The organism is Streptococcus oralis subsp. dentisani (assembly GCF_007475365.1).
In the GTDB taxonomy this organism is placed as follows: domain Bacteria; phylum Bacillota; class Bacilli; order Lactobacillales; family Streptococcaceae; genus Streptococcus; species Streptococcus mitis_AX.
The window spans coordinates 1,642,401-1,667,697 of sequence record NZ_CP034442.1; the positions used below are offsets into that span (position 1 = coordinate 1,642,401).

Sequence of the window (25,297 nt, forward strand, 5' to 3'; positions counted from 1 at the left end):
GGTTATATGCCGATTGAAGAAGCTGAAAAAATCGCTCAAAGTCAGGTAGCTTGGGCGATTTTATTTATCTTACTTTTCTTTATTATCATTCGATATCTCATCAAGACTTCGGACAAGCGAGAAAAGAAGATTATGGATTTGCACGAGCAATCAAAGGCCGACTCTAACAGACGAGAAGAGCGTTTGATGACTCACCTAGAAAAGACCACTACAGAATTAACTATAATCACTCACACGGTCGGAGACATTCAAAAAGAAATGGTCCGCATGAACGACCGCATGGAAGAAATCGAAAAAGGAGAATAACACATGCAACAATTTAACGAAATCATTATTGCATTTGCTACAGGCTTTTTAGCAGTGGCAACAGGCAGTATCGTAAAAGCAGTAAAAGATTATCTTTTACGAAAAGGCGGAGAAAAAGCGGTAAAAATCGTTGAAATCTTGGCCAAAAATGCGGTCAATGCGGTTGAGCAGGTCGCTTCTGAGACAGGCTATAAAGGTGAGGAGAAGCTGGAGCAAGCCCGCACGAAAATCCGTGCAGAACTTACCAAATATAACATCAGCATGACTGACTGCGACCTTGATACATTTGTCGAGTCAGCGGTTAAGCAGATGAACGATGCCTGGAAAGGGGAATAGTTATGGACATTGATACAAGCAGATTAAGAACTAATTTACCTCAGGTTGGTGTACAACCTTATCGTCAAGTACACGCTCATTCAACAGGTAACCGTAACTCAACCGCACAAAATGAAGCGGACTACCATTATCGTAAAGACCCTGAACTTGGATTCTTTTCTCACGTTGTAGGAAATGGTCGTGTGATGCAGGTCGGACCTGTAAATAACGGAAGTTGGGATGTTGGGGGCGGTTGGAATGCTGAGAGTTACGCAGCAGTCGAATTGATTGAAAGCCATGGATCAAAAGAAGAGTTCATGCGTGATTACAAGCTCTATGTTGAGCTTTTGCGAAACCTTGCGGATGAAGCAGATTTGCCGAAAACACTTGATACAGGGAGTTTAGCTGGAATTAAAACGCACGAGTATTGCACGAATAACCAACCAAACAACCACTCAGACCATGTGGATCCATATCCTTATCTGGCAAAATGGGGAATCAGTCGTGAGCAATTCAAAAAAGATATTGAAGGTGGTCTGTCTGAAGCTGGCTGGAAACGCAATGAAACTGGCTGGTGGTGGGAGGAGTCGGATGGTTCTTATCTGACAGACCGCTGGAAGCAAATCAACAACGAGTGGTTCTACTTCAATGAACGAGGATACTGCCTAATCAATCGTTGGTTCAACGATGGGAAAGACTGGTTCTATCTTGACAAGCGTGGTGCGATGGTTACAGGCTGGATGTACATCAATAACCGCTGGTATTACTTCAAGTCAGATGGTCGTATGGCTAAAGGTTGGGTGAAATACCGTGAAACTTGGTACTATCTCGATGAAAAAGATGGAGATATGAAATCCGATCAATTTGTCAAATATGGCAACGGCTGGTACTACCTTAAATCAGATGGCAGCATGGCAGACAAGCCAGAATTTACAGTTGAGCCTGATGGGCTTATCACTACGAAATAAATTTAAAAAAAGAAAGGAGATTCTATTTTTCTTCTTAATAACCCGCAGGCGAAAGCTTGCGGGCTTTTTTGTTTGCTCTGAAATCACAATCCTATTGTTCAAAAAAACGCTTTCTTGAAGAATAGGGAGGTGTTTTGTCAAAAATAAAAACAGTGAAATTAGTCACTGATCCTTTTGTAAACTATTAGAATTAAATTAAAACCTTCTCAACTATACGGGCAAAAATGAATACGAAGATGAATACGATTTAAAAAAACGATAGCAATTAATGAAAATAATTTTAAAGAAAAATAAGCAAAAACTCAACTATTGATAAGCAACAGAAAGCATTGGTAAACATTTGTCACTTATACCATAGTTCGTGACAGTTCCAGCTTTTTTTGATAAAATCATACGGTATGCCCTTGGGCACAAAGTATGAACTGGGACTGTCTTTCCCAGCTTCGGAGGTAGAAAATGTCAGATTCACCAATCAAATATCGTTTGATTAAGAAAGAGAAACACACAGGAGCTCGTCTGGGAGAAATCATCACCCCTCACGGCACCTTCCCAACGCCTATGTTTATGCCAGTTGGGACCCAAGCTACTGTAAAAACCCAGTCACCAGAAGAATTGAAGGAGATGGGATCAGGGATTATCCTCTCTAATACCTATCATCTGTGGCTTCGTCCAGGAGATGAACTCATCGCACGCGCAGGCGGTCTCCACAAGTTCATGAACTGGGACCAGCCGATTTTGACAGATAGTGGTGGTTTTCAGGTTTATTCCCTAGCAGATAGCCGAAATATCACAGAAGAAGGAGTAACCTTTAAAAACCATCTCAATGGTTCCAAGATGTTCCTATCGCCAGAAAAAGCCATCTCTATTCAGAATAATCTAGGCTCAGACATCATGATGTCCTTTGACGAATGTCCTCAATTTTATCAACCTTATGACTACGTTAAGAAATCCATCGAGCGTACCAGTCGTTGGGCTGAGCGTGGTTTGAAGGCTCATCGTCGTCCGCATGATCAAGGATTATTTGGAATTGTACAGGGGGCAGGCTTTGAAGATCTTCGCCGTCAGTCAGCTCATGACCTTGTCAGCATGGATTTCCCTGGATACTCTATCGGTGGTTTGGCAGTAGGAGAAACGCATGAAGAGATGAATGCCGTCTTGGACTTTACAACCCAACTTCTTCCTGAAAACAAACCTCGCTATTTGATGGGAGTGGGAGCGCCAGATAGCTTGATTGATGGGGTTATTCGTGGTGTGGATATGTTTGACTGTGTCTTGCCGACTCGTATCGCTCGTAACGGTACCTGTATGACCAGTCAGGGACGTTTGGTTGTCAAAAATGCTCAGTTTGCTGAGGATTTTACGCCACTAGATCCCGAGTGTGATTGCTACACATGTAAGAACTACACACGCGCCTACCTTCGTCACTTGCTCAAGGCTGATGAAACCTTTGGTATCCGCTTGACTAGCTACCATAATCTTTACTTCTTGCTTAACCTGATGAAGCAGGTCCGCCAAGCTATCATGGATGACAATCTCTTGGAATTCCGTGAGTATTTTGTGGAAAAATATGGCTACAACAAGTCAGGACGCAATTTCTAAAATGGAATTTATAGAAGCTAAAAATCCTACGTTTTCTCGTAGGATTTTTCTTCTTTTTTTGATAGAATAAAGTGTATAACGAAAGGGAGAATAGACTCGTATGCGTATTAAATGGTTTTCCTTGATTAGGATTACAGGTTTACTTCTGGTGCTTCTGTACCACTTCTTTCAGACCATCTTTCCTGGAGGATTTTTCGGGGTAGATGTCTTTTTCACATTTTCGGGATTCTTGATTACCTCCCTCCTTTTAGAAGAGTTTGGAAAGAAAAGCCAGATTGATTTGCTGGGCTTTTTTAAGAGACGGTTTTACCGCATCGTGCCACCTGTGGTTCTGATGGTTCTGGTGACCATGCCTTTTACTTTCTTGGTTCGTCAAGACTATGTTGCTGGAATTGGCGGCCAGATTGCTGGAGTTTTTGGTTTTATGACCAACTTCTATGAGATGTTAACAGGGGGAAGTTATGAATCCCAGTTCATTCCGCATCTTTTTGTACATAATTGGAGCTTGGCCGTTGAGGTTCACTACTATATCCTTTGGGGCTTAGCGGTTTGGTTCTTATCCAAACGCTCAAAATCTAGTAGCCAATTGAGAGGGATGGTCTTTCTCCTTTCTGCGGGAGCTTTCATCATTAGCTTTTTCTCCATGTTTATTGGTAGTCTAATGGCTAGTTCCTATTCATCTGTCTACTTTTCAAGTCTAACCCATGTCTATCCCTTCTTTTTAGGAAGCATTTTGGCGACGGTTGTGGGTGTTCGTCAGACGAGCGATTTAGTCAAGCAGTTTGATCGGACGTGGGATCTTCGTCAGAATCTACTGGTGTTCGCTGCAGGTCTCTTGGTATTGTTGCTCCTGACTTTCTTTGTCAAGTTCACCTACCTGTTTGCGTACTTATTTGGCTTCGTGTTTGCCAGCTTAGCGGCCGTGGTCATGATTTTTGCTGCGCGTGTCTTGCATGAGAAAACGCCTGAGATACAAGAACCTCATATAATCACATTTTTAGCGGATACCAGCTACGCGGTTTATCTCTTCCACTGGCCTTTTTATATTATCTTTTCTCAGTTGATGAGCAATCTGCCTGCTGTTATTCTGACAATCATCTTTTCTTATTTCTTCGCTATCCTATCCTTCTATATTATTGAGCCATTGATTGCCGGTAAATCCAATCCTTTAATACGGAAGATTAGTCTATTACCTCATATTAAACCAATTAGTGCTAGTGGTGTTGGCATTCTTACTTTGATTACCTTGATTATCATAACTGTGGCTCCCCAAGTTGGAGCTTTTGAGACAGACTTGATGGTCAATGGTTTCAAACAAGCCCAGACCAATATAGGACAAACAAAGACTCTTGCTGAGCAAGCAGAGGCTAGCCGACTTGGAATTTCTGAGGGAACAAGCCTGATAGGAGATTCGGTAGCCTTGCGTGCCAATACAGCCTTACAAGAGGCACTTCCTGAAGCAAATATCAATGCCCAAGTTAGTCGAACGACCAAGCAAGCCAATGACATCATGCTCAATAACAGCCAGAACAAGGTACTTCTAAAAACAGTTGTCATTGCAACGGGTGTAAACGGACCAGAGGGTTATAAAGATGACTTAGATACGATCGTTAAAAATCTCCCCAAAGGTCACCATCTGATTCTGGTAACACCTTATGAAGGTGACAAGAGCAAGGAAACTTACAAATCAGTGGAGCAGTTTGCGGCTTATGCGCGGGAATTAGCTGAAAAGAATCCTTATGTGAGCATCGCTGACTGGAATAAGGTCGCTAAGGAGCACCCTGAAATCTGGGCTGGAACTGACCAAGTTCACTTTGGAAATGATAGCAACATGATTGAAGAAGGTGCTAAACTTTACGCAGAGACGATTGCAGTTGCTGTTAAGGCTGCTCAAGAATTGCCTGTGAAATCAAAATAAGGTCAAAGAGTTGGAGAAATCCAGCTCTTTTAAAATATCTCTAGAAAATAGGTCTATACCATTTACAAATGAAAAAGAAAGGTTTATAATGTAATTGACATAATAAATTCTAGAATCAATCTATCAAGGAGGTTATCATTATGCCTAATTATATTAAAGCGGATCAGTTTTTCTACCCACACGGAGTTCGTCGTGGCGGTTACTTGGAACTTGTGGATGGCAAGTTTGGAAAGCATGTAGAACAGATTCCTGAAGGTGCTGATGTCATTGACTATACAGGCTACAGCATTGCACCAGGACTTGTGGACACGCATATTCATGGATTTGGTGGTGTGGATGTCATGGATAATAACATCGAAGGAACACTTCATACCATGAGTGAAGGGCTCCTCAGCATGGGAGTAACGAGCTTCTTGCCAACTACTTTGACCTCTTCTTATGAGCAATTGCTCGCGGTAACAGAAAATATCGGTGCCCGTTACCAGGAAGCAAGTGGAGCCAAGATTCGTGGAATCTATTTTGAAGGGCCTTATTTCACAGAGAAATACAAGGGAGCTCAAAACCCTGCCTACATGAAAGATCCTCGTATGGATGAGTTCCGTGCTTGGCAAAAAGCAGCAAATGGCTTGCTTAATAAAATTGCCCTTGCGCCAGAACGTGATGGTGTAGAAGATTTCGTTCGTACGGTTACAGGTGAGGGAGTAACGGTTGCTCTTGGGCACTCAAATGCAACATTTGATGAAGCGAAAAAAGCGGTAGATGCTGGAGCAAGCGTTTGGGTACATGCCTACAATGGGATGCGTGGGTTGACTCACCGTGAGCTCGGTATGGTTGGAGCCATGTATCAATTGCCACATACCTATGCAGAGTTGATCTGTGACGGTCATCACGTGGATCCAAAAGCCTGCGAAATCCTTATCAAACAAAAAGGAACAGAAAATATTGCTCTCATCACAGACTGTATGACAGCTGGTGGCTTGGAAGACGGCGACTACATGCTGGGAGAATTCCCGGTAGTGGTTGCCAATGGAACTGCTCGTCTCAAATCTACAGGTAACTTGGCAGGTTCTATCCTCAAACTCAAAGACGGTTTGAAGAATGTGGTCGAATGGGGCATTGCGAATCCGCATGAAGCAGTCGTGATGGCCAGCCTCAACCCAGCAAAATCTGTTCACATTGACGATGTCTGTGGTCAAATCCGTGAAGGCTATGACGCCGACTTTATCGTGCTAGATAAAGATTTGGAATTGGTAGCAACCTACCTAGATGGTGTGAAACGTTATCAAGCATAATAAAAAGCAGAGGCTGTGATGACTCAGCCTTTGCTTTTCTATTCAGAGGTATCTTCAGAAAGCTAGAGGATTGTTCTATAATGAAGCAAAATCCTTTCATTGTTCTAGAAAATTCGTTATAATATACGGTACAAAGGAAGTAGTGAAAATGTATCGTGTTATAGAAATGTATGGGGACTTTGAACCGTGGTGGTTCATAGAAGGTTGGGAAAAAGATGTCATTATGAGTCGCTCTTTTAACAAGTACTATGATGCTCTAAAATATTATAAATCATGCTGGTTTGAGCTGGAAAAGAAGAATCCTCTTTATAAGAGTCGGAGCGATTTGATGACTATTTTTTGGGATCCTGCAGACCAACGTTGGTGTGATGAGTGTGATGAGTATTTGCAGCAGTATCATTCTTTGGCTCTTTTACAGGATGGGCAAGTCATCCCCGATGAAAAGCTACGTCCAGGCTATGAAAAACAAACAGGTCAAGAAAAACACCGTTCTTGCCGTATGAAATGGAGATAAAAAAAGTAACTTTTTAAGTTGCTTTTTTTATTTTTTTGCGAATAGTTAGATAAGGAGGGCGGTATGGTACAAGAAATTGCACAGAAAATTATTGCTACTGCGAAAGAAAAGAAGGCTCAGGATATCTATTTTATTCCCAAGGAAAAATCCTATGAGCTTCACATGCGGGTTGGAGACGAACGGTGTCTAGTTGACTCCTATGAGTTTGATGTTTTAGCTGCTGTGATTAGTCATTTTAAGTTTGTAGCGGGTATGAATGTAGGGGAGAAGAGACGTAGTCAGCTGGGCTCTTGCGACTATCAGCATGGGGAGAAGGTGTCTTCTCTGCGTTTGTCTACCGTAGGAGATTATCGGGGACATGAGAGTTTGGTTATTCGTTTGTTGCACGATGAGGAGCAGGAACTGCATTTCTGGTTTCAGGATATGAACGAACTGGGTGAGCAGTACCGGCAACGGGGCCTCTACCTTTTTGCAGGTCCAGTCGGAAGCGGTAAGACGACTCTGATGCACGAATTAGCTAAGTCTCTCTTTAAGGGGCAGCAGGTTATGTCCATCGAAGATCCAGTAGAAATCAAGCAGGAAGACATGCTCCAGTTGCAGTTGAATGAGACGATCGGATTGACCTATGAAAATCTGATCAAACTGTCTCTCCGACATCGTCCAGATCTCTTGATTATCGGAGAAATTCGGGACAGTGAGACGGCGCGTGCAGTTGTCAGAGCCAGTTTGACAGGTGCGACAGTTTTTTCAACCATTCATGCCAAGAGTATCCGAGGTGTTTATGAACGCCTTCTGGAGTTGGGTGTGACGGAGGAGGAACTAGCAGTTGTCCTGCAAGGCGTCTGTTACCAGAGATTAATCGGGGGAGGAGGAATCATTGACTTTGCAAACCAAGACTATCAAGAACACCAGCCAACTAGCTGGAATGCGCAAATTGATCAGCTTCTTAAAGATGGACATATCACAAGTCTTCAGGCTGAAACGGAAAAAATTAGCTACAGCTAAGCAGAAGAAAATCATCACCCTGTTTAACAATCTCTTCTCCAGTGGTTTTCATTTGGTGGAAATCATTTCTTTCTTGGGCAGAAGTGCCTTGCTAGAAAAGGACTATGTGACCCAGATGCACCAAGGCTTGTCCCAGGGGAAATCCTTTTCAGAAATGATGGACAGCTTGGGTTTTTCAAGTGCCATTGTGACCCAATTATCCCTAGCTGAAGTTCACGGGAATCTTCACCTGAGTTTGGGAAAGATAGAAGAGTATCTAGACAATCTGGCCAAGGTCAAGAAAAAGTTAATCGAAGTGGCGACCTATCCTTTGATTTTGCTGGGATTTCTCCTGCTAATCATGATGGGGTTGAGAAACTATTTGCTCCCCCAACTGGACAGTAGCAATATCGCCACCAAAATCATCGGCAATCTGCCACAAATATTTCTGGGACTAGTGTTGGTTTGCTCTCTATCTTTACTTTTAGCCCTCACTTTTTACAAAAGAAGTTCCAAGATGCGGGTATTCTCGATGTTAGCACGGATTCCCTTTCTTGGAATCTTTGTCCAGACCTATCTGACGGCCTATTACGCGCGTGAATGGGGCAATATGATTTCACAGGGAATGGAGCTGACGCAGATTTTTCAGATCATGCAGGAACAAGGTTCTCAGCTCTTTAAAGAAATCGGTCAAGATCTGGCTCAAGTCCTGCAAAATGGTCGCGAATTTTCTCAAACCATAGCGACCTATCCTTTCTTTAAGAAGGAGTTGAGTCTCATCATCGAGTATGGGGAAGTCAAGTCCAAGCTGGGGAGTGAGTTGGAAATCTATGCTGAGAAAACTTGGGAAGCCTTTTTTACCCGAGTCAATCGCACCATGAATTTGGTGCAGCCACTGGTCTTTATCTTTGTGGCCCTGATTATCGTTTTACTTTATGCGGCAATGCTTATGCCCATGTATCAAAATATGGAGGTAAATTTTTAAAATGAAAAAACTTATGACAAATTTGAAAAAAGCCAAGGCGAAAGCCTTTACTCTCGTGGAAATGTTGGTGGTCCTTTTAATCATTAGCGTACTTCTCTTGCTCTTTGTGCCTAATTTGACCAAACAAAAGGATGCAGTGAATGACAAAGGAAAAGCTGCTGTTGTTAAGGTGGTGGAAAGTCAGGCAGAACTCTATAGTCTGGACAAGAATGAAGATGCTAGCCTAAGCAAATTACAGGCAGACGGTCGCATCACAGCAGAGCAAGCCAAGGCTTATAAAGAATACCATGCAAAACAAAAAACAAGTCAAACTGTTGCGGATTAAGGCCTTTACCATGTTAGAAAGTCTCTTGGTTTTGGGGCTTGTGAGTATCATTGCCTTGGGCTTGTCCGGCTCAGTTCAGTCCAGTTTTGCAGCGGTAGAGGAGCAGATTTTCTTTATGGAATTTGAAGAACTCTATCGGGAAACTCAAAAACGCAGTCTAGCCAGTCAGCAAAAGACCAGCTTGAACTTAGATGGGCAGACAATCAACAATGGTAGTCAGAAGTTGACTGTTCCCAAAGGGATTCAGGCACCATCTGGACAAACGATTCATTTTGACCGAGCTGGGGGCAATTCCTCTCTAGCTAAGGTTGAATTTCAGACTAGCAAAGGAGCGATTCGTTACCAATTATATCTAGGAAATGGAAAAATTAAACGCATTAAGGAAACTAAAAATTAAGGCAGTGATCTTACTAGAAGCAGTAGTAGCGCTAGCCATATTTGCCAGTATTGCAACCCTCCTCTTGGGACAAATTCAGAAAAATAGACAAGAAGAGGCAGAAATCTTGCAAAAAGAGGAAGTCTTACGTGTGGCTAAGATGGCTCTGCAAACAGGTCAAAATCAGGTAAAGGTAAATGGAGTGGAGATTCAGGTGTATTCTAATGAAAAAGGATTGGAGGTCTACTATGGTTCAGAGAAATTGCTCGACCTTAAAGAGCGGTAAGGTAAGAGCATTCACTCTTTTAGAATCTCTGGTTGCCCTTATCGTCATTAGCGGTAGCTTGCTCCTCTTTCAAGCCATGAGTCAGCTCCTCATTTCAGAAGTTCGTTACCAGCAACAAAGCGAGCAAAAGGAGTGGCTCTTGTTTGTGGAACAGCTGGAGGCGGAGTTAGAGCGTTCGCAGTTCGAAAAGGTGGAAGGCAATCGTATTTATATGAAGCAGGATGGCAAGGAAATTGCGGTAGGCAAGTCTAAATTAGATGATTTTCGGAAGACCGATAGCAGTGGCCGGGGCTATCAGCCTATGGTTTATGGATTGAAATCAGCACAAATCACAGAGGAAAATCACTTGGTTCGCTTTCATTTCCAATTTCAAAAGGGCTTAGAAAGGGAGTTCATCTATCGTGTGGAAAAAGCAAAAAGTTAAGGCAGGCGTTCTCTTATATGCAGTCACCATGGCAGCTATCTTTAGTCTTTTGTTGCAGTTTTATTTGAATCGGCAAGTAGCCCATCGCAAAGACTTTGCCCTAAACAAAGAAAAGTTGGCCGCTTTTGCTATGGCCAAGCGAAGTAAAGATAAGGTTGAGCAAGAAAGTGGGGAACGAGTCTTCAACTTAGGAAAAGTCAGGTATCAAAATACGAAAACAGGTTTTGCAACAAGTGTTCGTATGAATAAGGGCAACTATGAATTTCTCTTTCCTCCGATGAAAACCCAAGAGAAGAAAACAGCTAAAAAGGAAGAGGTAGCGACTGATTCAAGCCAAGAACCAAATCAGAAAAAAACAGAAAATAAGGCAGATAAGAAAGACAATTCCTAGTCAATTCAACTACTTTGTGTTAAACTAAAAGCATGAAACATGATTTTAATCACAAAGCAGAAACCTTTGATTCGCCCAAAAACATCTTTCTTGCAAACTTGGTTTGTCAAGCAGTTGAAAAACAGATTGATCTTTTATCAGACAAGGAAATACTGGATTTTGGTGGTGGGACGGGGCTATTAGCCTTGCCCCTAGCCAAGCAGGCCAAGTCGGTTACCATTGTAGACATCTCGGAGAAAATGCTGGAGCAAGCCCGTTTGAAAACATATCAGCAAGAAATCAGGAATCTTCAACTCTTGGAGCAGGATTTACTGGTGAATCCTTTGGAGCAACAATTTGATCTGATTGTTGTCAGTCGGGTTCTTCATCATATGCCTAATCTAGATGCGACTCTTGCCATGTTTCACCATCACCTTAGGGAGAATGGACAGGTCCTCATTGCCGATTTTGTCAAGACAGATACCAACCACCATGGTTTTGATTTAGCTGAACTGGAAACTAAGCTCGCCCAGTTTGGTTTTTCAAGCATAGACAGTCAGATTCTCTATAGTGCTGAAGGTCTTTTCCTAGGAAATTACGCAGAGCTCTTTTTAACTGTAGCCCAAAAATCACTCGCTGACTAAAGCAGTGATTTTTTTCTTCAGATGGAAAAAATAGGGGAATTTTGATAAAATAGGGATATGGATTTTGAAAAAATAGAACAAGCTTATACGTATTTATTAGAAAATGTCCAAGTCATCCAAAGTGATCTGGTGACCAACTTTTATGATGCCTTGGTGGAGCAAAATAGTATCTACCTAGATGGTGAGACCGAGCTAGAACAGGTCAAAGAGAACAATCAAGCCCTCAAGCACTTAGCACTTCGCAAGGAAGAGTGGCTCAAGACCTACCAGTTTCTCTTGATGAAGGCAGGACAAACGGAGCCTTTACAGGCCAATCACCAGTTTACACCGGATGCCATTGCCCTCCTCTTGGTACTTGTTGTGGAAGAATTGCTTGATCAAGAGGAAATTAGTATCCTCGAAATAGGTTCTGGTATGGGAATTTTGGGGGCTACTTTCTTGACTTCTCTTGCTAAAAAAGTGGATTACTTGGGAATCGAAGTGGATGACTTGCTGATTGATTTGGCAGCTAGTATGGCAGATGTGATCGGTTTACAGGCTGGTTTTGTCCAAGGAGATGCCGTTCGTCCGCAAATGCTTAAAGAAAGTGACGTGGTCATCAGCGACTTGCCTGTTGGCTATTACCCAGACGATGCCATCGCTTCACGCTATCAAGTGGCTTCTAGTCAAGAGCATACCTATGCCCACCATTTGCTGATGGAGCAAGGGATCAAGTACCTTAAGTCAAATGGCTATGCTATTTTTCTAGCTCCGAGTGATTTATTGACCAGCCCTCAAAGTGACTTATTAAAAGGGTGGCTCAAAGATGAAGTGAGTCTGGCTGCTATCATCGCTCTGCCAGAGGATATTTTCTCAATCGCAAGCCAAGCTAAAAGTATTTTTGTCTTACAGAAGAAAAGAGACAAGGAAATAGAACCATTTGTCTATCCTTTGACCAGTCTGCAAGATCCAGCTGCATTAATGAAATTCAAAGAAAATTTTCAAAAATGGAGTCAAGGTACTGAAAATTAAGCAAAAATTTGTTATAATGGATGAAAACGCTTAAAAGGGGTATTATCTTATGACAAAAACAATTGCAATCAATGCAGGAAGCTCAAGTTTGAAATGGCAACTCTATCAAATGCCAGAAGAAGTAGTATTGGCGAAAGGCTTGATTGAACGTATTGGCTTGAAAGACTCTATTTCAACTGTAAAATTCGACGGCCGTTCTGAAAAACAAATTCTTGATATTGACGATCACACACAAGCCGTTAAAATTTTATTGGATGATTTGATTCGTTTTGACATCATCAAAGGTTATGATGAAATAACTGGTGTTGGGCACCGTGTTGTGGCTGGTGGTGAATATTTCAAAGAGTCAACCTTGGTAGAGGGAGATGTTTTGGAAAAGGTTGAAGAGTTGGGACTCTTGGCTCCTCTTCACAATCCAGCCAACGCGGCAGGAATTCGTGCCTTCAAGGAATTGCTTCCAAATATTACCAGCGTTGTTGTTTTTGATACTTCATTCCATACAACCATGCCAGAGAAAGCCTATCGCTACCCTCTTCCAAACAAATACTATACTGAAAATAAAGTTCGTAAGTATGGTGCCCATGGGACAAGTCATCAGTTTGTGGCGGGAGAAGCAGCAAAAATTTTGGGTCGCCCCCTAGAAGAGTTGAAATTGATTACTTGTCATATTGGAAATGGTGGTTCTATTACAGCTGTCAAAGGCGGTCAGTCTGTTGATACATCCATGGGCTTCACTCCACTTGGTGGTATTATGATGGGGACTCGTACAGGTGATATTGATCCGGCTATCATCCCCTATTTAATGCAACATACAGATGACTTTAATACACCAGAGGATATCAGTCGAATCCTAAATCGTGAGTCAGGACTTTTGGGTGTTTCTGAGAGATCAAGTGATATGCGTGATATCCACGAAGCTATGCGTGCAGGTGATGAGAAAGCGCAGCTGGCAAATGAGATTTTTGTAGATCGTATCCAAAAATACATTGGTCAGTATTTAGCAGTTTTGAATGGTGCAGATGCTATTATCTTTACAGCCGGAATCGGAGAAAACTCTGTAACGATTCGTCAGATGGTCATTGAAGGCATTTCTTGGTTTGGCTGCGATGTCGATCCTGAAAAGAATGTCTTTGGAGCAACAGGTGATATCTCAACAGAAGCTGCTAAAGTTCGTGTCTTGGTTATCCCAACTGATGAAGAATTGGTTATCGCTCGTGACGTTGAACGCTTGAAAAAGTAAGATAATCTGAATAAAATTACAAGGTAAGATACAATAAAAAGGAGTTGGGAGATAAATTTTCCCAACTTTTTGTTGTTAAAACAGTCTAAAACCTTGTCATTATTGGCTTTTTTGAAATTTATGGTATAATAGTAGTAATTTAATAGATGGAGTTGAGTTTTGAAGAAAAGCTTTCGTGTAAAAAGAGAGAAAGATTTTAAGGCTATTTTCACGGATGGAACAAGTTTTGCCAATCGCAAATTTGTTGTCTACCAATTGGAAAATCAGAAAAGTCATTTTCGAGTAGGGCTGTCCGTCAGTAAGAAATTAGGGAATGCAGTCACTAGAAATCAAATTAAAAGACGGATTCGACACATTTTGCTAAGCGTAAGGGAGCACTTAGCTGATAACGTTGATTTTGTCGTAATTGCTCGAAAAGGGGTTGAAGGCTTGGATTATGCAGAAATGGAGAAAAATCTACTCCACGTATTAAAGTTATCAAAGATTTACCGGGAAGGAATTAGGAGTGAAAAAGAAACTACAGTTGATTAGTTTGCTGGGCTTGTCCTTGTTTGTCATGACAGCCTGTGGGACAAGCGATGTTGCAGCAGATTCTACAGATATATGGAGTAAATTTGTCTATTTTTTTGCTGAAATCATCCGCTTCTTGTCCTTTGACATTAGTATCGGAGTGGGGATTATCCTCTTTACGATCCTGATTCGTACGATTCTATTACCAGTCTTTCAGACTCAGATGGTGGCCTCTAGAAAAATGCAAGAGGCTCAACCACGCATCAAGGCACTGCAAGAACAATATCCAGGTCGTGATATGGAAAGTAGAACCAAGCTGGATCAGGAGATGCGGAAGGTCTATAAAGAATTAGGGGTCAAACACTCTTCTTCTCTCTGGCCGATTTTGATTCAAATGCCGGTTCTCTTGGCTCTCTTCCAAGCCTTGACTCGAGTAGACTTTTTGAAAACAGGGCATTTTTTGTGGGTGAACCTTGGGGGAGTGGATACAAGCTTTATCCTTCCGATTTTGGCAGCAGTCTTTACCTTCTTAAGTAGCTGGTTATCGAATAAGGCTTTACCTGAAAGAAGTGGAGCTATGACAGGGATGATGTACGGGATGCCTGTACTGATCTTTATCTTTGCCATCTCTTCACCTAGTGGCGTAGCCTTGTACTGGGCAGTATCCAATGCTTATCAAGTTTTGCAAACCTACTTCTTAAATAATCCTTTTAAGATTATTGCAGCGCGTGAGGCGGAAGTACAGGCTAAAAAAGATTTGGAAAATAGAAAAAGAAAAGCCAAGAAAAAGGCTCAGAAAACGAAATAATAAGGAGGAATCTGATAATGGTGTTATTTACAGGTTCAACTGTTGAAGAAGCAATCCAGAAAGGATTGAAAGAGTTAGGTATTCCGAGAATGAAGACTCACATCAAGGTCGTGTCCAAAGAGAAGAAAGGTTTTTTAGGCTTATTTGGGAAAAAACCAGCTCAAGTTGATATTGAGGCGATTAGTGAGACGACTGTGATTAAGGCCAATCAACAAGCTGTAAAAGGTGTTCCGAAAGAAATTAATGAACAAAACGAACCTGTTAAGACAGTAACAGAGGCTACAGTTGATCTTGGTCATGTTGTTGAGGCGATTAAAAAAATAGAAGAGGAAGGTCAGGGTGTTTCTGATGAAATCAAGGCTGAGATCTTGAAAAATGAGAAACATGCTAGCACGATCTTAGAAGAAACAGGTCACATCGCGATTTTAAATGAATTGCAGACAGGAGATGCTGGAGTGGAAGCCCCAGCAGAGTGTGAAGAATTTGTATCTATGTCAGAATCGGTAGAAAGCCAGTCTTTGGAAGAACTGGGTTTGAAGGTGGAACCGAGTTATGACATCGAACAAGTAGCAGCTCAAGTGGCTAACTATGTTCAAACCATTGTGGATGATATGGATGTTGAAGGGACGATTTCAAGCGACTACAATCGCCGCACCATCAACCTTCAAATTGACACCAATGAACCAGGCCGTATTATCGGCTACCACGGAAAAGTCTTGAAAGCTCTTCAACTGTTAGCGCAAAATTACCTTTACAATCGCTATTCGAGAACTTTCTATATCACAATCAACGTCAATGATTACGTTGAACACCGTGCAGAAGTGTTGCAAACCTATGCACAAAAATTGGCGACTCGCGTTCTAGAAGAAGGTCGAAGCCAGCAAACAGATCCAATGTCTAATAGCGAACGCAAGATAATCCATCGCATTATATCGCGCATGGATGGTGTGACGAGTTACTCTGAAGGTGACGAGCCAAATCGCTATGTAGTCGTAGATAAAGAATAAATAAAATCAGGCTTGTCCTGATTTTTTATTAGAAAAGGGAGAAGAAACAGATGATGGAAGCAATCAGGAACTATCTATCTTATGCAGGTATCCAATATCGTCATCCAAATAAGGCTGGATATGAGCGAGAGAAGATGCTGGAATTGCGCCACAAAGGGCAGGAGGCTCGCAAGGCTTTTACGAACTTAGCCAAGGCCTTCCAAGAAAAGCATCCAGAATGGCAACTGCAACAAACTAGTCAGTGGATGAACCAAGCTCAGCGCTTACGACCGCATTTCTGGACCTATCTACAGAGAGACGGAGAAGTGACAGAACCTATGATGGCCTTGCGTTTGTATGGAACACCCGCTGACTTTGGAATTTCTTTGGAAGTCAGTTTCATCGAGCGCAAGAAAGATGAGCAGACACTGAGCAAACAAGCTAAGATTTTAGATATTCCACCAGTAGAAGGTATTTATTACTTAGTCTACTCAAATGGAGAAAATCATAAGATGGAAGCTAATGAAGAAAACCGCCTTCTCTTACGCGAGAAGGTGCGCAATCAGGAAATCCGTAAAGTTTTGATCAAGTCAGATATTTCTTTCTTAGAAGATCAGGCATTAGAAGCAATTTTAGAAAAGTTAGAAGATGCTTATATCCTCCTACTTCCTTACTATGAGGTGACGAGAGGATAGACAAATCAAATGTACTAGAGGAGCTCAAATTGTTTAATTGCTATTCTATGCATTTTTTCATATAATAGTAAAATAGAATGTGTGATTCATTAATCACCTCAAAGAGAAAGGAAATTCTATGTCAAATCTATCTGTTAATGCAATTCGTTTTCTAGGTATTGACGCCATCAACAAAGCAAACTCAGGTCACCCAGGGGTGGTTATGGGGGCTGCTCCAATGGCCTATAGCCTCTTTACAAAGCAACTTCGTATCAATCCAGCTCAACCAAACTGGATTAACCGCGATCGCTTTATTCTTTCAGCAGGACACGGATCTATGCTTCTCTATGCCCTTCTTCACCTTTCTGGTTTTGAAGATGTCAGCATGGATGAAGTCAAGAACTTCCGCCAATGGGGTTCCAAAACACCAGGTCACCCAGAATTTGGGCATACTGCAGGGGTTGACGCTACGACAGGTCCTCTAGGGCAAGGGATTTCAACTGCTACTGGTTTTGCCCAAGCAGAACGTTTCCTTGCAGCGAAGTATAACCGTGAAGGCTTCAATATCTTTGACCACTATACTTATGTGATCTGTGGAGACGGAGACTTGATGGAAGGTGTCTCAAGTGAGGCAGCTTCATACGCAGGTTTGCAAAAACTTGACAAGTTGGTGGTTCTGTATGATTCAAATGACATCAACTTGGATGGTGAGACAAAGGATTCCTTTACAGAAAGTGTTCGTGACCGTTACAATGCCTACGGTTGGCATACAGCCTTGGTTGAAGATGGAACAGACTTGGAAGCAATCCATGCGGCTATCGAAGCTGCTAAAGCTTCAGGCAAACCATCTTTGATTGAAGTGAAGACTGTTATTGGATACGGTTCTCCAAACAAACAAGGAACCAATGCTGTACACGGTGCTCCTCTTGGAGCCGACGAAACTGCAGCAACTCGTCAAGCCCTCGGTTGGGACTATGAACCATTTGAAATTCCAGAGCAAGTTTATGCTGATTTTAAAGAAAATGTTGCAGACCGTGGTGCATCAGCTTATCAAGCTTGGACAAAACTAGTTGCTGATTATAAAGAAGCGCATCCAGAACTTGCTGCAGAAGTAGAAGCCATTATCGACGGCCGTGATCCAGTTAAAGTGACTCCAGCAGACTTCCCAGCCTTAGAAAATGGCTTCTCTCAAGCAACTCGTAATTCAAGTCAAGATGCTTTGAACGTTGTAGCTGCTAAATTGCCAACTTTCTTAGGTGGTTCAGCTGACCTTGCTCACTCAAACATGACTTACATCAAAACGGATGGACTTCAAGATGATGCCAATCGCTTGAACCGCAACATTCAGTTTGGTGTTCGTGAATTTGCAATGGGAACGATTTTGAACGGGATGGCTCTTCATGGTGGACTTCGTGTTTACGGTGGTACTTTCTTTGTCTTCTCTGACTATGTGAAAGCAGCTGTCCGTTTGTCAGCCTTGCAAGGACTTCCTGTGACTTATGTCTTCACCCACGATTCTATTGCAGTTGGTGAAGATGGTCCAACTCACGAACCAGTTGAACACTTAGCTGGTCTCCGTGCTATGCCAAATCTGAATGTTTTCCGCCCAGCAGATGCGCGTGAAACTCAAGCGGCTTGGTACCTTGCAGTGACAAGCGAAAAAACACCAACTGCCCTTGTCTTGACACGTCAAAACTTGACTGTCGAAGAGGGAACAGACTTTGACAAGGTTGCAAAAGGTGCCTATGTTGTCTATGAAAATGCAGCAGACTTTGATACTATCTTGATTGCAACAGGTTCAGAGGTGAATTTGGCTGTCGCAGCTGCCAAAGAATTGGCTAGTCAAAGCGCAAAAGTCCGTGTAGTTAGCATGCCATCTACAGATGTCTTTGACGCACAAGATGCAGCTTACAAGGAAGAAATCCTTCCAAGTGCAATCCGCCGTCGTGTTGCAGTTGAAATGGGTGCAACTCAAAACTGGTACAAATATGTCGGTCTTGATGGTGCAGTTCTCGGTATTGATACCTTCGGAGCATCTGCCCCAGCACCAAAAGTCTTGGCAGAGCATGGATTTACGGTAGAAAATCTAGTCAAAGTTGTCCAAAACTTGAAATAATCGTAGAAATCAGAGTGAAAGCTCTGATTTTTTATAATCATAAAAACAAGGCACAATCTTGTAAAAGTAGCTGAAATTTGATATAGTAGTCCTATGTAAAATACAAAGGAGAAAATACTATGGAAAATATTAGTCCAAATTTAACATTTGTGATCATGCTTGTAGGTATGTTTGCCTTGATGTTCTTTATGCAACGTTCTCAAAAGAAACAAGCACAAAAGCGTATGGAAAGCTTGAACAAGCTTCAAAAAGGCTATGAAGTGATTACAATCGGTGGCCTTTACGGAACAGTGGATGAAGTAGATACTGAGAAAGGTACAATCGTACTGGATGTAGATGGCGTTTATTTGACTTTTGAATTGGCTGCGATTAAGACTGTTTTGCCACTCAAAGAAGCTGTGACACCAGAAGGAACAGTTGTTGACGAAGGCGGAGCAATCGAAGAATAAAACGGGACCTGTCACTCCCGTTTTTCTATGAGACGAGAGGAAAAGGGATGAAAAAAATAGTATTTGTTTGCTTAGGAAATATTTGCCGAAGTCCCATGGCAGAGTTTGTGATGAAGTCCATAACGAGCGATTACCACGTCGAAAGCCGGGCAACGTCATCATGGGAACATGGCAATCCGATTCATAGGGGAACGCAAGGGATTTTCCAGCAATATCGGATCCCGTATGACAAAGACAAAACATCACTCCAGATTGGCAGAGAAGACTTTGAGTCGTTTGATTACATTATCGGTATGGATGCCTCAAACGTTTCAGATCTGCGTCACATGTGTCCTCAGGAACTACAGTACAAGATCTACTCTTTTGCGGTTGAAAGTGTCCCAGATCCTTGGTATACAGGAGATTTTGAGGAAACCTATGCGCGTATCACAAATGGATGCCAAAGCTGGCTAGATCGTTTAGAAAATGAGAGTGACAATGGAAAAGCTTAAAGAAATCTTTGAAAAATATCGAGTTTATCTAACTCGCCCACGTATAGAGATTGTAACAGTCCTTCTAATCGCTATCTGTGCCATCTCGGTTTTTCTACTAAACACACCTAAACAGGGTGTTATGACACTTGATAATGGTGCACTTGTTTATGATGGAACCGTGGTAAGAGGAAAGATGAATGGTCAAGGAACCCTGACCTTTGAAAATGGTGATCAATACACAGGTGAGTTCAACAATGGGGCCTTCAATGGTAAAGGAACCTTCCAGTCCAAATCTGGCTGGAAATATGAAGGTGATTTTGTAAATGGCCAGGCTGAAGGTCAAGGGAAGTTGACTACAGAGCAAGAAGTTGTCTATCAAGGCAGCTTTAAACAAGGTGTCTTTCAACAAAAATAATAGCCTCCTAATCAGGGGGCTATTGTCAAAAACGAAAAAGAAAACGCTTTCTAGAAGTGGAGTCGATGTCTGATTATCAATGAGAAAAAACTTTGTGAAATAAAAAATTTTTTATCACAATTTCACAATCATCCAAGCAAAACTCTATTGCGTAGCCGTATTGAGAAAAAAATCACAATCTCATAAAATTTCTTTGTGAAATGCTTATGAAACGGTTTACAAAGTCTTGAAAAAGAGTTATAATAAACTTGTGAAAAAATTAACAAAGGATTAAATCCTTGAAGTCTATGGAGGACAATATGGCTGATAAAAAAACGTTAACACCTGAGGGAAAACAACTCGCTGCTGAAAAGCATGTCGACGGGTTAGTGAAAAAAGCCTTGGTTGCGCTTGATGAAATGCGCAAGTTGAACCAAGAGCAAGTTGACTATATCGTGGCAAAAGCTTCGGTTGCAGCACTTGACGCGCACGGTATCCTTGCACAACATGCAGTTGAAGAAACTGGTCGTGGAGTATTTGAAGATAAGGCTACAAAAAACCTTTTTGCCTGTGAACACGTTGTCAATAACATGCGTGGTGTTAAAACTGTCGGTGTCATTGAAGATGACCCTGTTACTGGCTTGACTAAAATTGCAGAGCCTGTCGGAGTAGTCTGTGGTGTCACTCCAACAACGAACCCAACATCAACAGCTATTTTCAAATCATTGATTGCTTTGAAAACACGTAATCCAATCGTGTTTGCTTTCCACCCATCAGCTCAAGAATCTTCTGCTCACGCAGCACAAATCGTTCGTGATGCAGCTATCGCAGCTGGAGCACCTGAAAACTGTGTTCAATGGATTACAGAACCATCTATGGAAGCAACTGGAGCGCTTATGAACCACGAAGGTGTTGCAACTATCCTTGCAACTGGTGGTAATGCTATGGTTAAGGCGGCTTACTCATGTGGGAAACCAGCTCTTGGGGTAGGTGCCGGAAACGTTCCTGCTTATGTAGAAAAATCTGCTGACCTCCGTCAAGCTGCTCATGATATCGTCATGTCTAAATCATTTGACAATGGTATGGTCTGTGCATCAGAGCAAGCGGTTATCATTGATAAAGAAGTCTATGACGAATTTGTAGAAGAATTCAAATCATACCACACTTACTTTGTAAACAAAAAAGAAAAAGCACTTCTTGAAGAATTCTGTTTTGGCGTGAAAGCAAACAGCAAAAACTGTGCAGGTGCTAAACTAAATGCAAACATCGTTGGTAAACCAGCAGCATGGATTGCAGAACAAGCAGGATTCAGCGTTCCAGAAGGAACAAACATCTTGGCTGCAGAATGTGCAGAAGTAGGACCAAAAGAACCATTGACTCGTGAAAAATTGTCACCAGTTATCGCTGTCCTAAAAGCTGAAGATACAGAAGACGGTCTTACAAAAGCACGTCAAATGGTTGAGTTTAACGGACTTGGTCACTCAGCGGCCATCCATACAAAAGACGAAGCTCTTGCTAAACGCTTTGGTACAGAAATCAAAGCAATGCGTATTATCTGGAACTCTCCATCTACTTTCGGTGGTATCGGTGACGTATACAATGCCTTCATCCCATCATTGACACTTGGATGTGGTTCATACGGACGCAACTCAGTTGGTGATAACGTGAGCGCTATCAACCTTCTAAACATCAAGAAAGTAGGGAAACGTAGAAATAATATGCAGTGGTTTAAAGTTCCTTCAAAAATTTACTTCGAACGCAATTCTATCCAATACCTTCAAACATGTGAAGATATTGAACGCGTTATGATTGTTACAGATAAATCTATCGAAAAACTTGGCTTTGTTCAACGCATTATTGACCAATTGAACAAACGTAGCAACCGTGTTACTGTCCAAGTCTTCTCAGATGTTGAACCAGATCCAGATATCACAACAGTGGAACGTGGTACTGAAGTGATGAGAGCATTTGAACCAGACACAATCATCGCTCTTGGTGGTGGTTCTCCAATGGATGCAGCGAAAGTGATGTGGCTCTTCTACGAACAACCACAAATCGACTTCCGTGATTTGGTTCAAAAATTCATGGATATCCGTAAACGTGCCTTCCGCTTCCCATCACTTGGTAAGAAAGCGAAGTACATCGGTATCCCAACAACTTCAGGTACAGGTTCAGAAGTAACACCATTTGCCGTTATCTCTGATAAGAAAAACAACCGCAAATATCCATTAGCTGACTACTCATTGACGCCAACTATTGCGATTGTTGACCCTGCTTTGGTTGAATCAGTTCCAGACTTCATTGCAGCTGACACTGGTATGGACGTCTTGACTCACGCGACTGAAGCTTACACTTCAAACTTCGCGAACGACTACACAGACGGGATTGCGCTTCAAACCATCAAGCTTGTCTTTGAATGGTTGGAAAAATCTGTTAAGACAGCTGACCCAGAAGCACGTGAAAAAATGCATAACGCGTCTACAATGGCTGGTATGGCCTTCGCCAATGCCTTCCTTGGTATGAGCCACTCAATGGCCCACAAGATCGGTGCGGTTCACCATACTGTTCACGGACGTACAAACGCAATCTTGCTTCCATACGTTATTCGTTACAACGGAACTCGTCCATCTAAGACGACTACATGGCCTAAATACAACTACTGGAAAGCTGATGAGAAATTCCAAGACATCGCGAAAATGCTTGGATTGCCTCACTCAACTCCAGAAGAAGCAGTTGAAGCATACGCTAAAGCTGTTTACGAACTTGGTGAAGCAGTTGGTATCACAATGAACTTCAAAGGCTTTGGAATCGATGAAAAAGTTTGGAAAGACAGCTTGCATGAAATTGCCTTGCTTGCTTATGAAGACCAATGTTCACCTGCAAACCCTCGCTTGCCAATGGTAGCTGACATGGAAGAAATCATGGCAGATGCTTACTATGGTTATGCAGAACGTCCAGGACGTCGTAAATAATCGTTTATCAGCCTAGAGGCAGGAGAAATCCTGTCTCTTTTTTGTACATTTCTCTCCGTCTATCTCTAAAGTTTTTGAATTAAATATTCTCTCTATTTTAGGGACTTTCGTTTTTGCTTTGTTTCTTGGCTATGGTTCAGCATTCTTCCCAGCACGTAAGATTAGTAAAATGGATCCTGTAGAATCCTTACGCTATGAGTAGGGAAAGAAATTACAGAGGCTTCCTATCAAAAAGAAACTGACATAGAAAAACAAGGCCAGCGCTTGCAATTCAACTCAAATAGTTATATAATAGATTTGTTGAAAGGTGATTTGTAGTGATTCAAGTTACTCTTTTCACAATAAAAATTTCATGATTTTCATAAGGAGGAAATCACTAATGGTAGTTAAAGTTGGTATTAACGGTTTCGGACGTATCGGTCGTCTTGCTTTCCGCCGTATCCAAAACGTAGAAGGTGTTGAAGTTACTCGCATCAACGACCTTACAGATCCAGTTATGCTTGCACACTTGTTGAAATACGACACAACTCAAGGTCGTTTCGACGGTACTGTAGAAGTTAAAGAAGGTGGATTTGAAGTTAACGGTAAATTCGTTAAAGTTTCTGCTGAACGTGATCCAGAACAAATCGACTGGGCTACTGACGGTGTAGAAATCGTTCTTGAAGCAACTGGTTTCTTTGCTAAGAAAGCAGCTGCTGAAAAACACTTGCACGCTGGCGGAGCTAAAAAAGTTGTTATCACTGCTCCTGGTGGAAACGACGTTAAAACAGTTGTATTCAACACTAACCACGACGTTCTTGACGGTACTGAAACAGTTATCTCAGGTGCTTCATGTACTACAAACTGCTTGGCTCCAATGGCTAAAGCTCTTCAAGACAACTTCGGTGTTGTAGAAGGATTGATGACTACTATCCACGCTTACACTGGTGACCAAATGATCCTTGACGGACCACACCGTGGTGGTGACCTTCGCCGTGCTCGCGCTGGTGCTGCAAACATCGTTCCTAACTCAACTGGTGCTGCTAAAGCTATCGGTCTTGTAATCCCAGAATTGAACGGTAAACTTGACGGATCTGCACAACGTGTTCCAACTCCAACTGGATCAGTTACTGAATTGGTAGCAGTTCTTGAAAAGAACGTTACTGTTGATGAAGTAAACGCAGCTATGAAAGCAGCAGCTAACGAATCATACGGATACACTGAAGATCCAATCGTATCTTCAGATATCGTAGGTATGTCTTACGGTTCATTGTTCGACGCAACTCAAACTAAAGTTCTTGACGTTGACGGCAAACAATTGGTTAAAGTTGTATCATGGTACGACAACGAAATGTCATACACTGCACAACTTGTTCGTACTCTTGAATACTTCGCAAAAATTGCTAAATAATTCTTGAGTCGATAAAAGCAAGGCCAGAAGGTCTTGCTTTTTCTATTTTTAGATAAAACAAAATGGATGATTTAGCGGTCATCCATTCTTTTTTAATTCTCTCTCAAATGTATCAGAAAGAGCAGTGAAGCTTAATTTCTCTAAAGTAAGCGGATGGGTAAAGGAAAGTCGAAAGGCGTGGAGCATCAGCCGGCTTGCTTTTGATCTAGAGTTATAGAGAGGATCGCCTAGGATAGGATGCTTGTGATAAGAGAGGTGAACACGGATTTGATGCGTTCGACCAGTCTTTAGTTTGCAACGAACAAGAGAAGTCTTATTTGGAAATTGCTTCAGTCGGCTTACCTGAGTTTCGGCATGTTGCCCCTTCTTAGAATCTACTACTCGTTTTCTGCGATCGTGTCGATCACGACCAATTTTATCTCGGAAGATAAGTTCTTTGCTCCCTACTTGCCCCTCTACGAATGCCCAGTATTCACGAGCGATTTCCTTTTTCTCCAATAAACGATTGAGAATAGGAAGGATAAAAGGATTTTTAGCGAAAAGCACTAAACCGCTTGTTTCCATATCCAGGCGATGAACGACATAGCAGGTTTGGCCAACGTAGGCAGAGATATGGTTGAGAAGGGCGATTTCATCAGGTTGATTTCCATGGGTTTTCATACCCTCAGGTTTGTTGACGATAATGAGATGTTGGTCTTGATAAACTTCCTCAACGAGGTCTGGATTGCCCCAAAGGATTTCCTTTTTGGGATAATCTTCCTCGTCAAAAGTCAATTGGCAAATATCCCCTGGTTTGACCATCTCGTTCCAGTGAACTTGTTTTTGATTGATCAAGATGTTCTTCTTGATTCTTAGAAAATGGCGAATCTTTCTAGGAATGAGGAGTTGTTCCTCTAGGAATTGTTTGACCGTCATTTGAGGCAGGGATGATGGTAATGTAAATGTTAATTGCATACAGATATTGTAAC

General features: G+C 42.0%; 28 protein-coding genes and 1 pseudogene. 28 read left to right on the top strand and 1 reads right to left on the bottom strand.

The window, feature by feature from the left end:
* Positions 1-6: 6 nt before the first annotated feature.
* The 28 genes and pseudogenes from EJF26_RS08385 (at position 7) to gap (ending at position 24,329) form a co-directional block, all read left to right on the top strand.
* Positions 7-306 carry a hypothetical protein gene (locus tag EJF26_RS08385; RefSeq protein ID WP_004246694.1) on the top strand — a complete coding sequence of 100 codons (300 nt, stop codon included), beginning with the start codon at positions 7-9 and terminating at the stop codon, positions 304-306.
* A gap of 3 nt (positions 307-309) precedes the next feature.
* Complete coding sequence (locus EJF26_RS08390; RefSeq protein ID WP_001183890.1) at positions 310-642, top strand: phage holin; 333 nt, start codon at positions 310-312, stop codon at positions 640-642.
* A gap of 2 nt (positions 643-644) precedes the next feature.
* Positions 645-1,589, top strand: a complete 945-nt coding sequence (locus EJF26_RS08395; RefSeq protein ID WP_000350544.1) for an N-acetylmuramoyl-L-alanine amidase family protein — start codon at positions 645-647, stop codon at positions 1,587-1,589.
* Positions 1,590-2,045: 456 nt separating this feature from the next.
* The gene (gene tgt, locus EJF26_RS08400; RefSeq protein WP_001285237.1) at positions 2,046-3,188 is read left to right on the top strand and encodes a tRNA guanosine(34) transglycosylase Tgt; all 1,143 of its coding nucleotides are present in this window, start codon (positions 2,046-2,048) and stop codon (positions 3,186-3,188) included.
* 100 nt (positions 3,189-3,288) lie between these two features.
* Positions 3,289-5,106, top strand: coding sequence for an acyltransferase family protein (locus tag EJF26_RS08405; RefSeq protein WP_001220896.1), 1,818 nt, complete (start codon positions 3,289-3,291; stop codon positions 5,104-5,106).
* A 140-nt stretch (positions 5,107-5,246) separates the two neighbouring features.
* A complete protein-coding gene (nagA, locus tag EJF26_RS08410) occupies positions 5,247-6,398 on the top strand; it encodes an N-acetylglucosamine-6-phosphate deacetylase (protein ID WP_001134436.1) in 1,152 nt (383 codons plus the stop codon).
* A gap of 148 nt (positions 6,399-6,546) precedes the next feature.
* Entirely contained in the window at positions 6,547-6,912 is a 366-nt protein-coding gene (locus EJF26_RS08415) for a DUF1033 family protein (protein ID WP_000286403.1), read from the top strand.
* Positions 6,913-6,975: 63 nt separating this feature from the next.
* Positions 6,976-7,917 carry a competence type IV pilus ATPase ComGA gene (comGA, locus tag EJF26_RS08420; RefSeq protein WP_000249589.1) on the top strand — a complete coding sequence of 314 codons (942 nt, stop codon included), beginning with the start codon at positions 6,976-6,978 and terminating at the stop codon, positions 7,915-7,917.
* Positions 7,865-8,881, top strand: coding sequence for a competence type IV pilus assembly protein ComGB (comGB, locus tag EJF26_RS08425; RefSeq protein ID WP_000355376.1), 1,017 nt, complete (start codon positions 7,865-7,867; stop codon positions 8,879-8,881). The genes comGA and comGB overlap by 53 nt, the downstream gene beginning before the upstream one ends.
* Before the next feature lies 1 nt (position 8,882).
* Positions 8,883-9,206 carry a competence type IV pilus major pilin ComGC gene (gene comGC / locus EJF26_RS08430; protein ID WP_000735797.1) on the top strand — a complete coding sequence of 108 codons (324 nt, stop codon included), beginning with the start codon at positions 8,883-8,885 and terminating at the stop codon, positions 9,204-9,206.
* Positions 9,169-9,603 (top strand): competence type IV pilus minor pilin ComGD, encoded by a 435-nt coding sequence (comGD, locus tag EJF26_RS08435; RefSeq protein ID WP_001180063.1) that lies wholly within the window; start codon positions 9,169-9,171, stop codon positions 9,601-9,603. Before comGC ends, comGD begins: the two co-directional genes overlap by 38 nt.
* Positions 9,566-9,868 (top strand): competence type IV pilus minor pilin ComGE, encoded by a 303-nt coding sequence (comGE, locus tag EJF26_RS08440; RefSeq protein ID WP_000413366.1) that lies wholly within the window; start codon positions 9,566-9,568, stop codon positions 9,866-9,868. The genes comGD and comGE overlap by 38 nt, the downstream gene beginning before the upstream one ends.
* Positions 9,831-10,292, top strand: coding sequence for a competence type IV pilus minor pilin ComGF (gene comGF, locus EJF26_RS08445; protein WP_000250704.1), 462 nt, complete (start codon positions 9,831-9,833; stop codon positions 10,290-10,292). Before comGE ends, comGF begins: the two co-directional genes overlap by 38 nt.
* On the top strand, positions 10,270-10,683 hold the full coding sequence (gene comGG, locus EJF26_RS08450) for a competence type IV pilus minor pilin ComGG (RefSeq protein ID WP_000265655.1): 414 nt from the start codon (positions 10,270-10,272) through the stop codon (positions 10,681-10,683). Before comGF ends, comGG begins: the two co-directional genes overlap by 23 nt.
* Positions 10,684-10,715: 32 nt before the next feature.
* Positions 10,716-11,306: a class I SAM-dependent methyltransferase gene (locus EJF26_RS08455; protein ID WP_000679780.1), complete on the top strand. Its 591-nt coding sequence runs from the start codon at positions 10,716-10,718 to the stop codon at positions 11,304-11,306.
* 57 nt (positions 11,307-11,363) lie between these two features.
* Positions 11,364-12,317 carry a class I SAM-dependent methyltransferase gene (locus tag EJF26_RS08460; protein ID WP_000345148.1) on the top strand — a complete coding sequence of 318 codons (954 nt, stop codon included), beginning with the start codon at positions 11,364-11,366 and terminating at the stop codon, positions 12,315-12,317.
* Between the two features lie 49 nt (positions 12,318-12,366).
* Positions 12,367-13,557, top strand: coding sequence for an acetate kinase (locus EJF26_RS08465; protein WP_000167801.1), 1,191 nt, complete (start codon positions 12,367-12,369; stop codon positions 13,555-13,557).
* A 159-nt stretch (positions 13,558-13,716) separates the two neighbouring features.
* Positions 13,717-14,088: a ribonuclease P protein component gene (gene rnpA / locus EJF26_RS08470; protein ID WP_000748123.1), complete on the top strand. Its 372-nt coding sequence runs from the start codon at positions 13,717-13,719 to the stop codon at positions 14,086-14,088.
* Positions 14,063-14,875 carry a YidC/Oxa1 family membrane protein insertase gene (locus EJF26_RS08475; protein WP_000728094.1) on the top strand — a complete coding sequence of 271 codons (813 nt, stop codon included), beginning with the start codon at positions 14,063-14,065 and terminating at the stop codon, positions 14,873-14,875. Before rnpA ends, EJF26_RS08475 begins: the two co-directional genes overlap by 26 nt.
* 17 nt (positions 14,876-14,892) lie before the next feature.
* The gene (gene jag / locus EJF26_RS08480) at positions 14,893-15,882 is read left to right on the top strand and encodes an RNA-binding cell elongation regulator Jag/EloR (protein ID WP_000242595.1); all 990 of its coding nucleotides are present in this window, start codon (positions 14,893-14,895) and stop codon (positions 15,880-15,882) included.
* A gap of 50 nt (positions 15,883-15,932) precedes the next feature.
* Positions 15,933-16,556, top strand: a complete 624-nt coding sequence (locus tag EJF26_RS08485; RefSeq protein WP_000969605.1) for a hypothetical protein — start codon at positions 15,933-15,935, stop codon at positions 16,554-16,556.
* Between the two features lie 118 nt (positions 16,557-16,674).
* Complete coding sequence (gene tkt, locus EJF26_RS08490; protein ID WP_000067898.1) at positions 16,675-18,651, top strand: transketolase; 1,977 nt, start codon at positions 16,675-16,677, stop codon at positions 18,649-18,651.
* A gap of 128 nt (positions 18,652-18,779) precedes the next feature.
* The gene (gene yajC, locus EJF26_RS08495) at positions 18,780-19,100 is read left to right on the top strand and encodes a preprotein translocase subunit YajC (RefSeq protein WP_025168961.1); all 321 of its coding nucleotides are present in this window, start codon (positions 18,780-18,782) and stop codon (positions 19,098-19,100) included.
* Between the two features lie 47 nt (positions 19,101-19,147).
* Positions 19,148-19,591, top strand: coding sequence for a low molecular weight protein-tyrosine-phosphatase (locus EJF26_RS08500; RefSeq protein ID WP_000724849.1), 444 nt, complete (start codon positions 19,148-19,150; stop codon positions 19,589-19,591).
* A complete protein-coding gene (locus EJF26_RS08505) occupies positions 19,578-19,988 on the top strand; it encodes an MORN repeat-containing protein (protein ID WP_000413119.1) in 411 nt (136 codons plus the stop codon). Before EJF26_RS08500 ends, EJF26_RS08505 begins: the two co-directional genes overlap by 14 nt.
* A 299-nt stretch (positions 19,989-20,287) precedes the next feature.
* The gene (adhE, locus tag EJF26_RS08510) at positions 20,288-22,939 is read left to right on the top strand and encodes a bifunctional acetaldehyde-CoA/alcohol dehydrogenase (RefSeq protein ID WP_000763945.1); all 2,652 of its coding nucleotides are present in this window, start codon (positions 20,288-20,290) and stop codon (positions 22,937-22,939) included.
* A 46-nt stretch (positions 22,940-22,985) separates the two neighbouring features.
* Positions 22,986-23,141, top strand: a pseudogene (locus EJF26_RS08515) (ABC transporter permease); the annotation flags it as partial.
* 177 nt (positions 23,142-23,318) lie between these two features.
* Positions 23,319-24,329 (top strand): type I glyceraldehyde-3-phosphate dehydrogenase, encoded by a 1,011-nt coding sequence (gene gap, locus EJF26_RS08520; RefSeq protein ID WP_000260677.1) that lies wholly within the window; start codon positions 23,319-23,321, stop codon positions 24,327-24,329.
* Positions 24,330-24,407: 78 nt separating this feature from the next.
* On the opposite strand, the gene EJF26_RS08525 is transcribed toward gap, so the two are convergent.
* A complete protein-coding gene (locus EJF26_RS08525; RefSeq protein ID WP_125845005.1) occupies positions 24,408-25,283 on the bottom strand; it encodes an RluA family pseudouridine synthase in 876 nt (291 codons plus the stop codon).
* Positions 25,284-25,297: the final 14 nt, after the last annotated feature.

Coding starts and splice junctions, on each gene's coding strand:
- comGB (WP_000355376.1), top strand. CDS start 7,865: ATGGACATATCACAAGTCTTCAGGCTGAAACGGAAAAAATTAGCTACA.
- EJF26_RS08500 (WP_000724849.1), top strand. CDS start 19,148: ATGAAAAAAATAGTATTTGTTTGCTTAGGAAATATTTGCCGAAGTCCC.
- EJF26_RS08525 (WP_125845005.1), bottom strand. CDS start 25,283: ATGCAATTAACATTTACATTACCATCATCCCTGCCTCAAATGACGGTC.
- EJF26_RS08455 (WP_000679780.1), top strand. CDS start 10,716: ATGAAACATGATTTTAATCACAAAGCAGAAACCTTTGATTCGCCCAAA.
- jag (WP_000242595.1), top strand. CDS start 14,893: ATGGTGTTATTTACAGGTTCAACTGTTGAAGAAGCAATCCAGAAAGGA.
- EJF26_RS08395 (WP_000350544.1), top strand. CDS start 645: ATGGACATTGATACAAGCAGATTAAGAACTAATTTACCTCAGGTTGGT.
- EJF26_RS08405 (WP_001220896.1), top strand. CDS start 3,289: ATGCGTATTAAATGGTTTTCCTTGATTAGGATTACAGGTTTACTTCTG.
- EJF26_RS08485 (WP_000969605.1), top strand. CDS start 15,933: ATGATGGAAGCAATCAGGAACTATCTATCTTATGCAGGTATCCAATAT.
- EJF26_RS08465 (WP_000167801.1), top strand. CDS start 12,367: ATGACAAAAACAATTGCAATCAATGCAGGAAGCTCAAGTTTGAAATGG.
- comGC (WP_000735797.1), top strand. CDS start 8,883: ATGAAAAAACTTATGACAAATTTGAAAAAAGCCAAGGCGAAAGCCTTT.
- EJF26_RS08505 (WP_000413119.1), top strand. CDS start 19,578: ATGGAAAAGCTTAAAGAAATCTTTGAAAAATATCGAGTTTATCTAACT.
- comGD (WP_001180063.1), top strand. CDS start 9,169: ATGCAAAACAAAAAACAAGTCAAACTGTTGCGGATTAAGGCCTTTACC.
- EJF26_RS08415 (WP_000286403.1), top strand. CDS start 6,547: ATGTATCGTGTTATAGAAATGTATGGGGACTTTGAACCGTGGTGGTTC.
- tkt (WP_000067898.1), top strand. CDS start 16,675: ATGTCAAATCTATCTGTTAATGCAATTCGTTTTCTAGGTATTGACGCC.
- EJF26_RS08460 (WP_000345148.1), top strand. CDS start 11,364: ATGGATTTTGAAAAAATAGAACAAGCTTATACGTATTTATTAGAAAAT.
- EJF26_RS08390 (WP_001183890.1), top strand. CDS start 310: ATGCAACAATTTAACGAAATCATTATTGCATTTGCTACAGGCTTTTTA.
- nagA (WP_001134436.1), top strand. CDS start 5,247: ATGCCTAATTATATTAAAGCGGATCAGTTTTTCTACCCACACGGAGTT.
- adhE (WP_000763945.1), top strand. CDS start 20,288: ATGGCTGATAAAAAAACGTTAACACCTGAGGGAAAACAACTCGCTGCT.
- gap (WP_000260677.1), top strand. CDS start 23,319: ATGGTAGTTAAAGTTGGTATTAACGGTTTCGGACGTATCGGTCGTCTT.
- comGE (WP_000413366.1), top strand. CDS start 9,566: ATGGAAAAATTAAACGCATTAAGGAAACTAAAAATTAAGGCAGTGATC.
- comGF (WP_000250704.1), top strand. CDS start 9,831: ATGGTTCAGAGAAATTGCTCGACCTTAAAGAGCGGTAAGGTAAGAGCA.
- tgt (WP_001285237.1), top strand. CDS start 2,046: ATGTCAGATTCACCAATCAAATATCGTTTGATTAAGAAAGAGAAACAC.
- comGA (WP_000249589.1), top strand. CDS start 6,976: ATGGTACAAGAAATTGCACAGAAAATTATTGCTACTGCGAAAGAAAAG.
- EJF26_RS08385 (WP_004246694.1), top strand. CDS start 7: ATGCCGATTGAAGAAGCTGAAAAAATCGCTCAAAGTCAGGTAGCTTGG.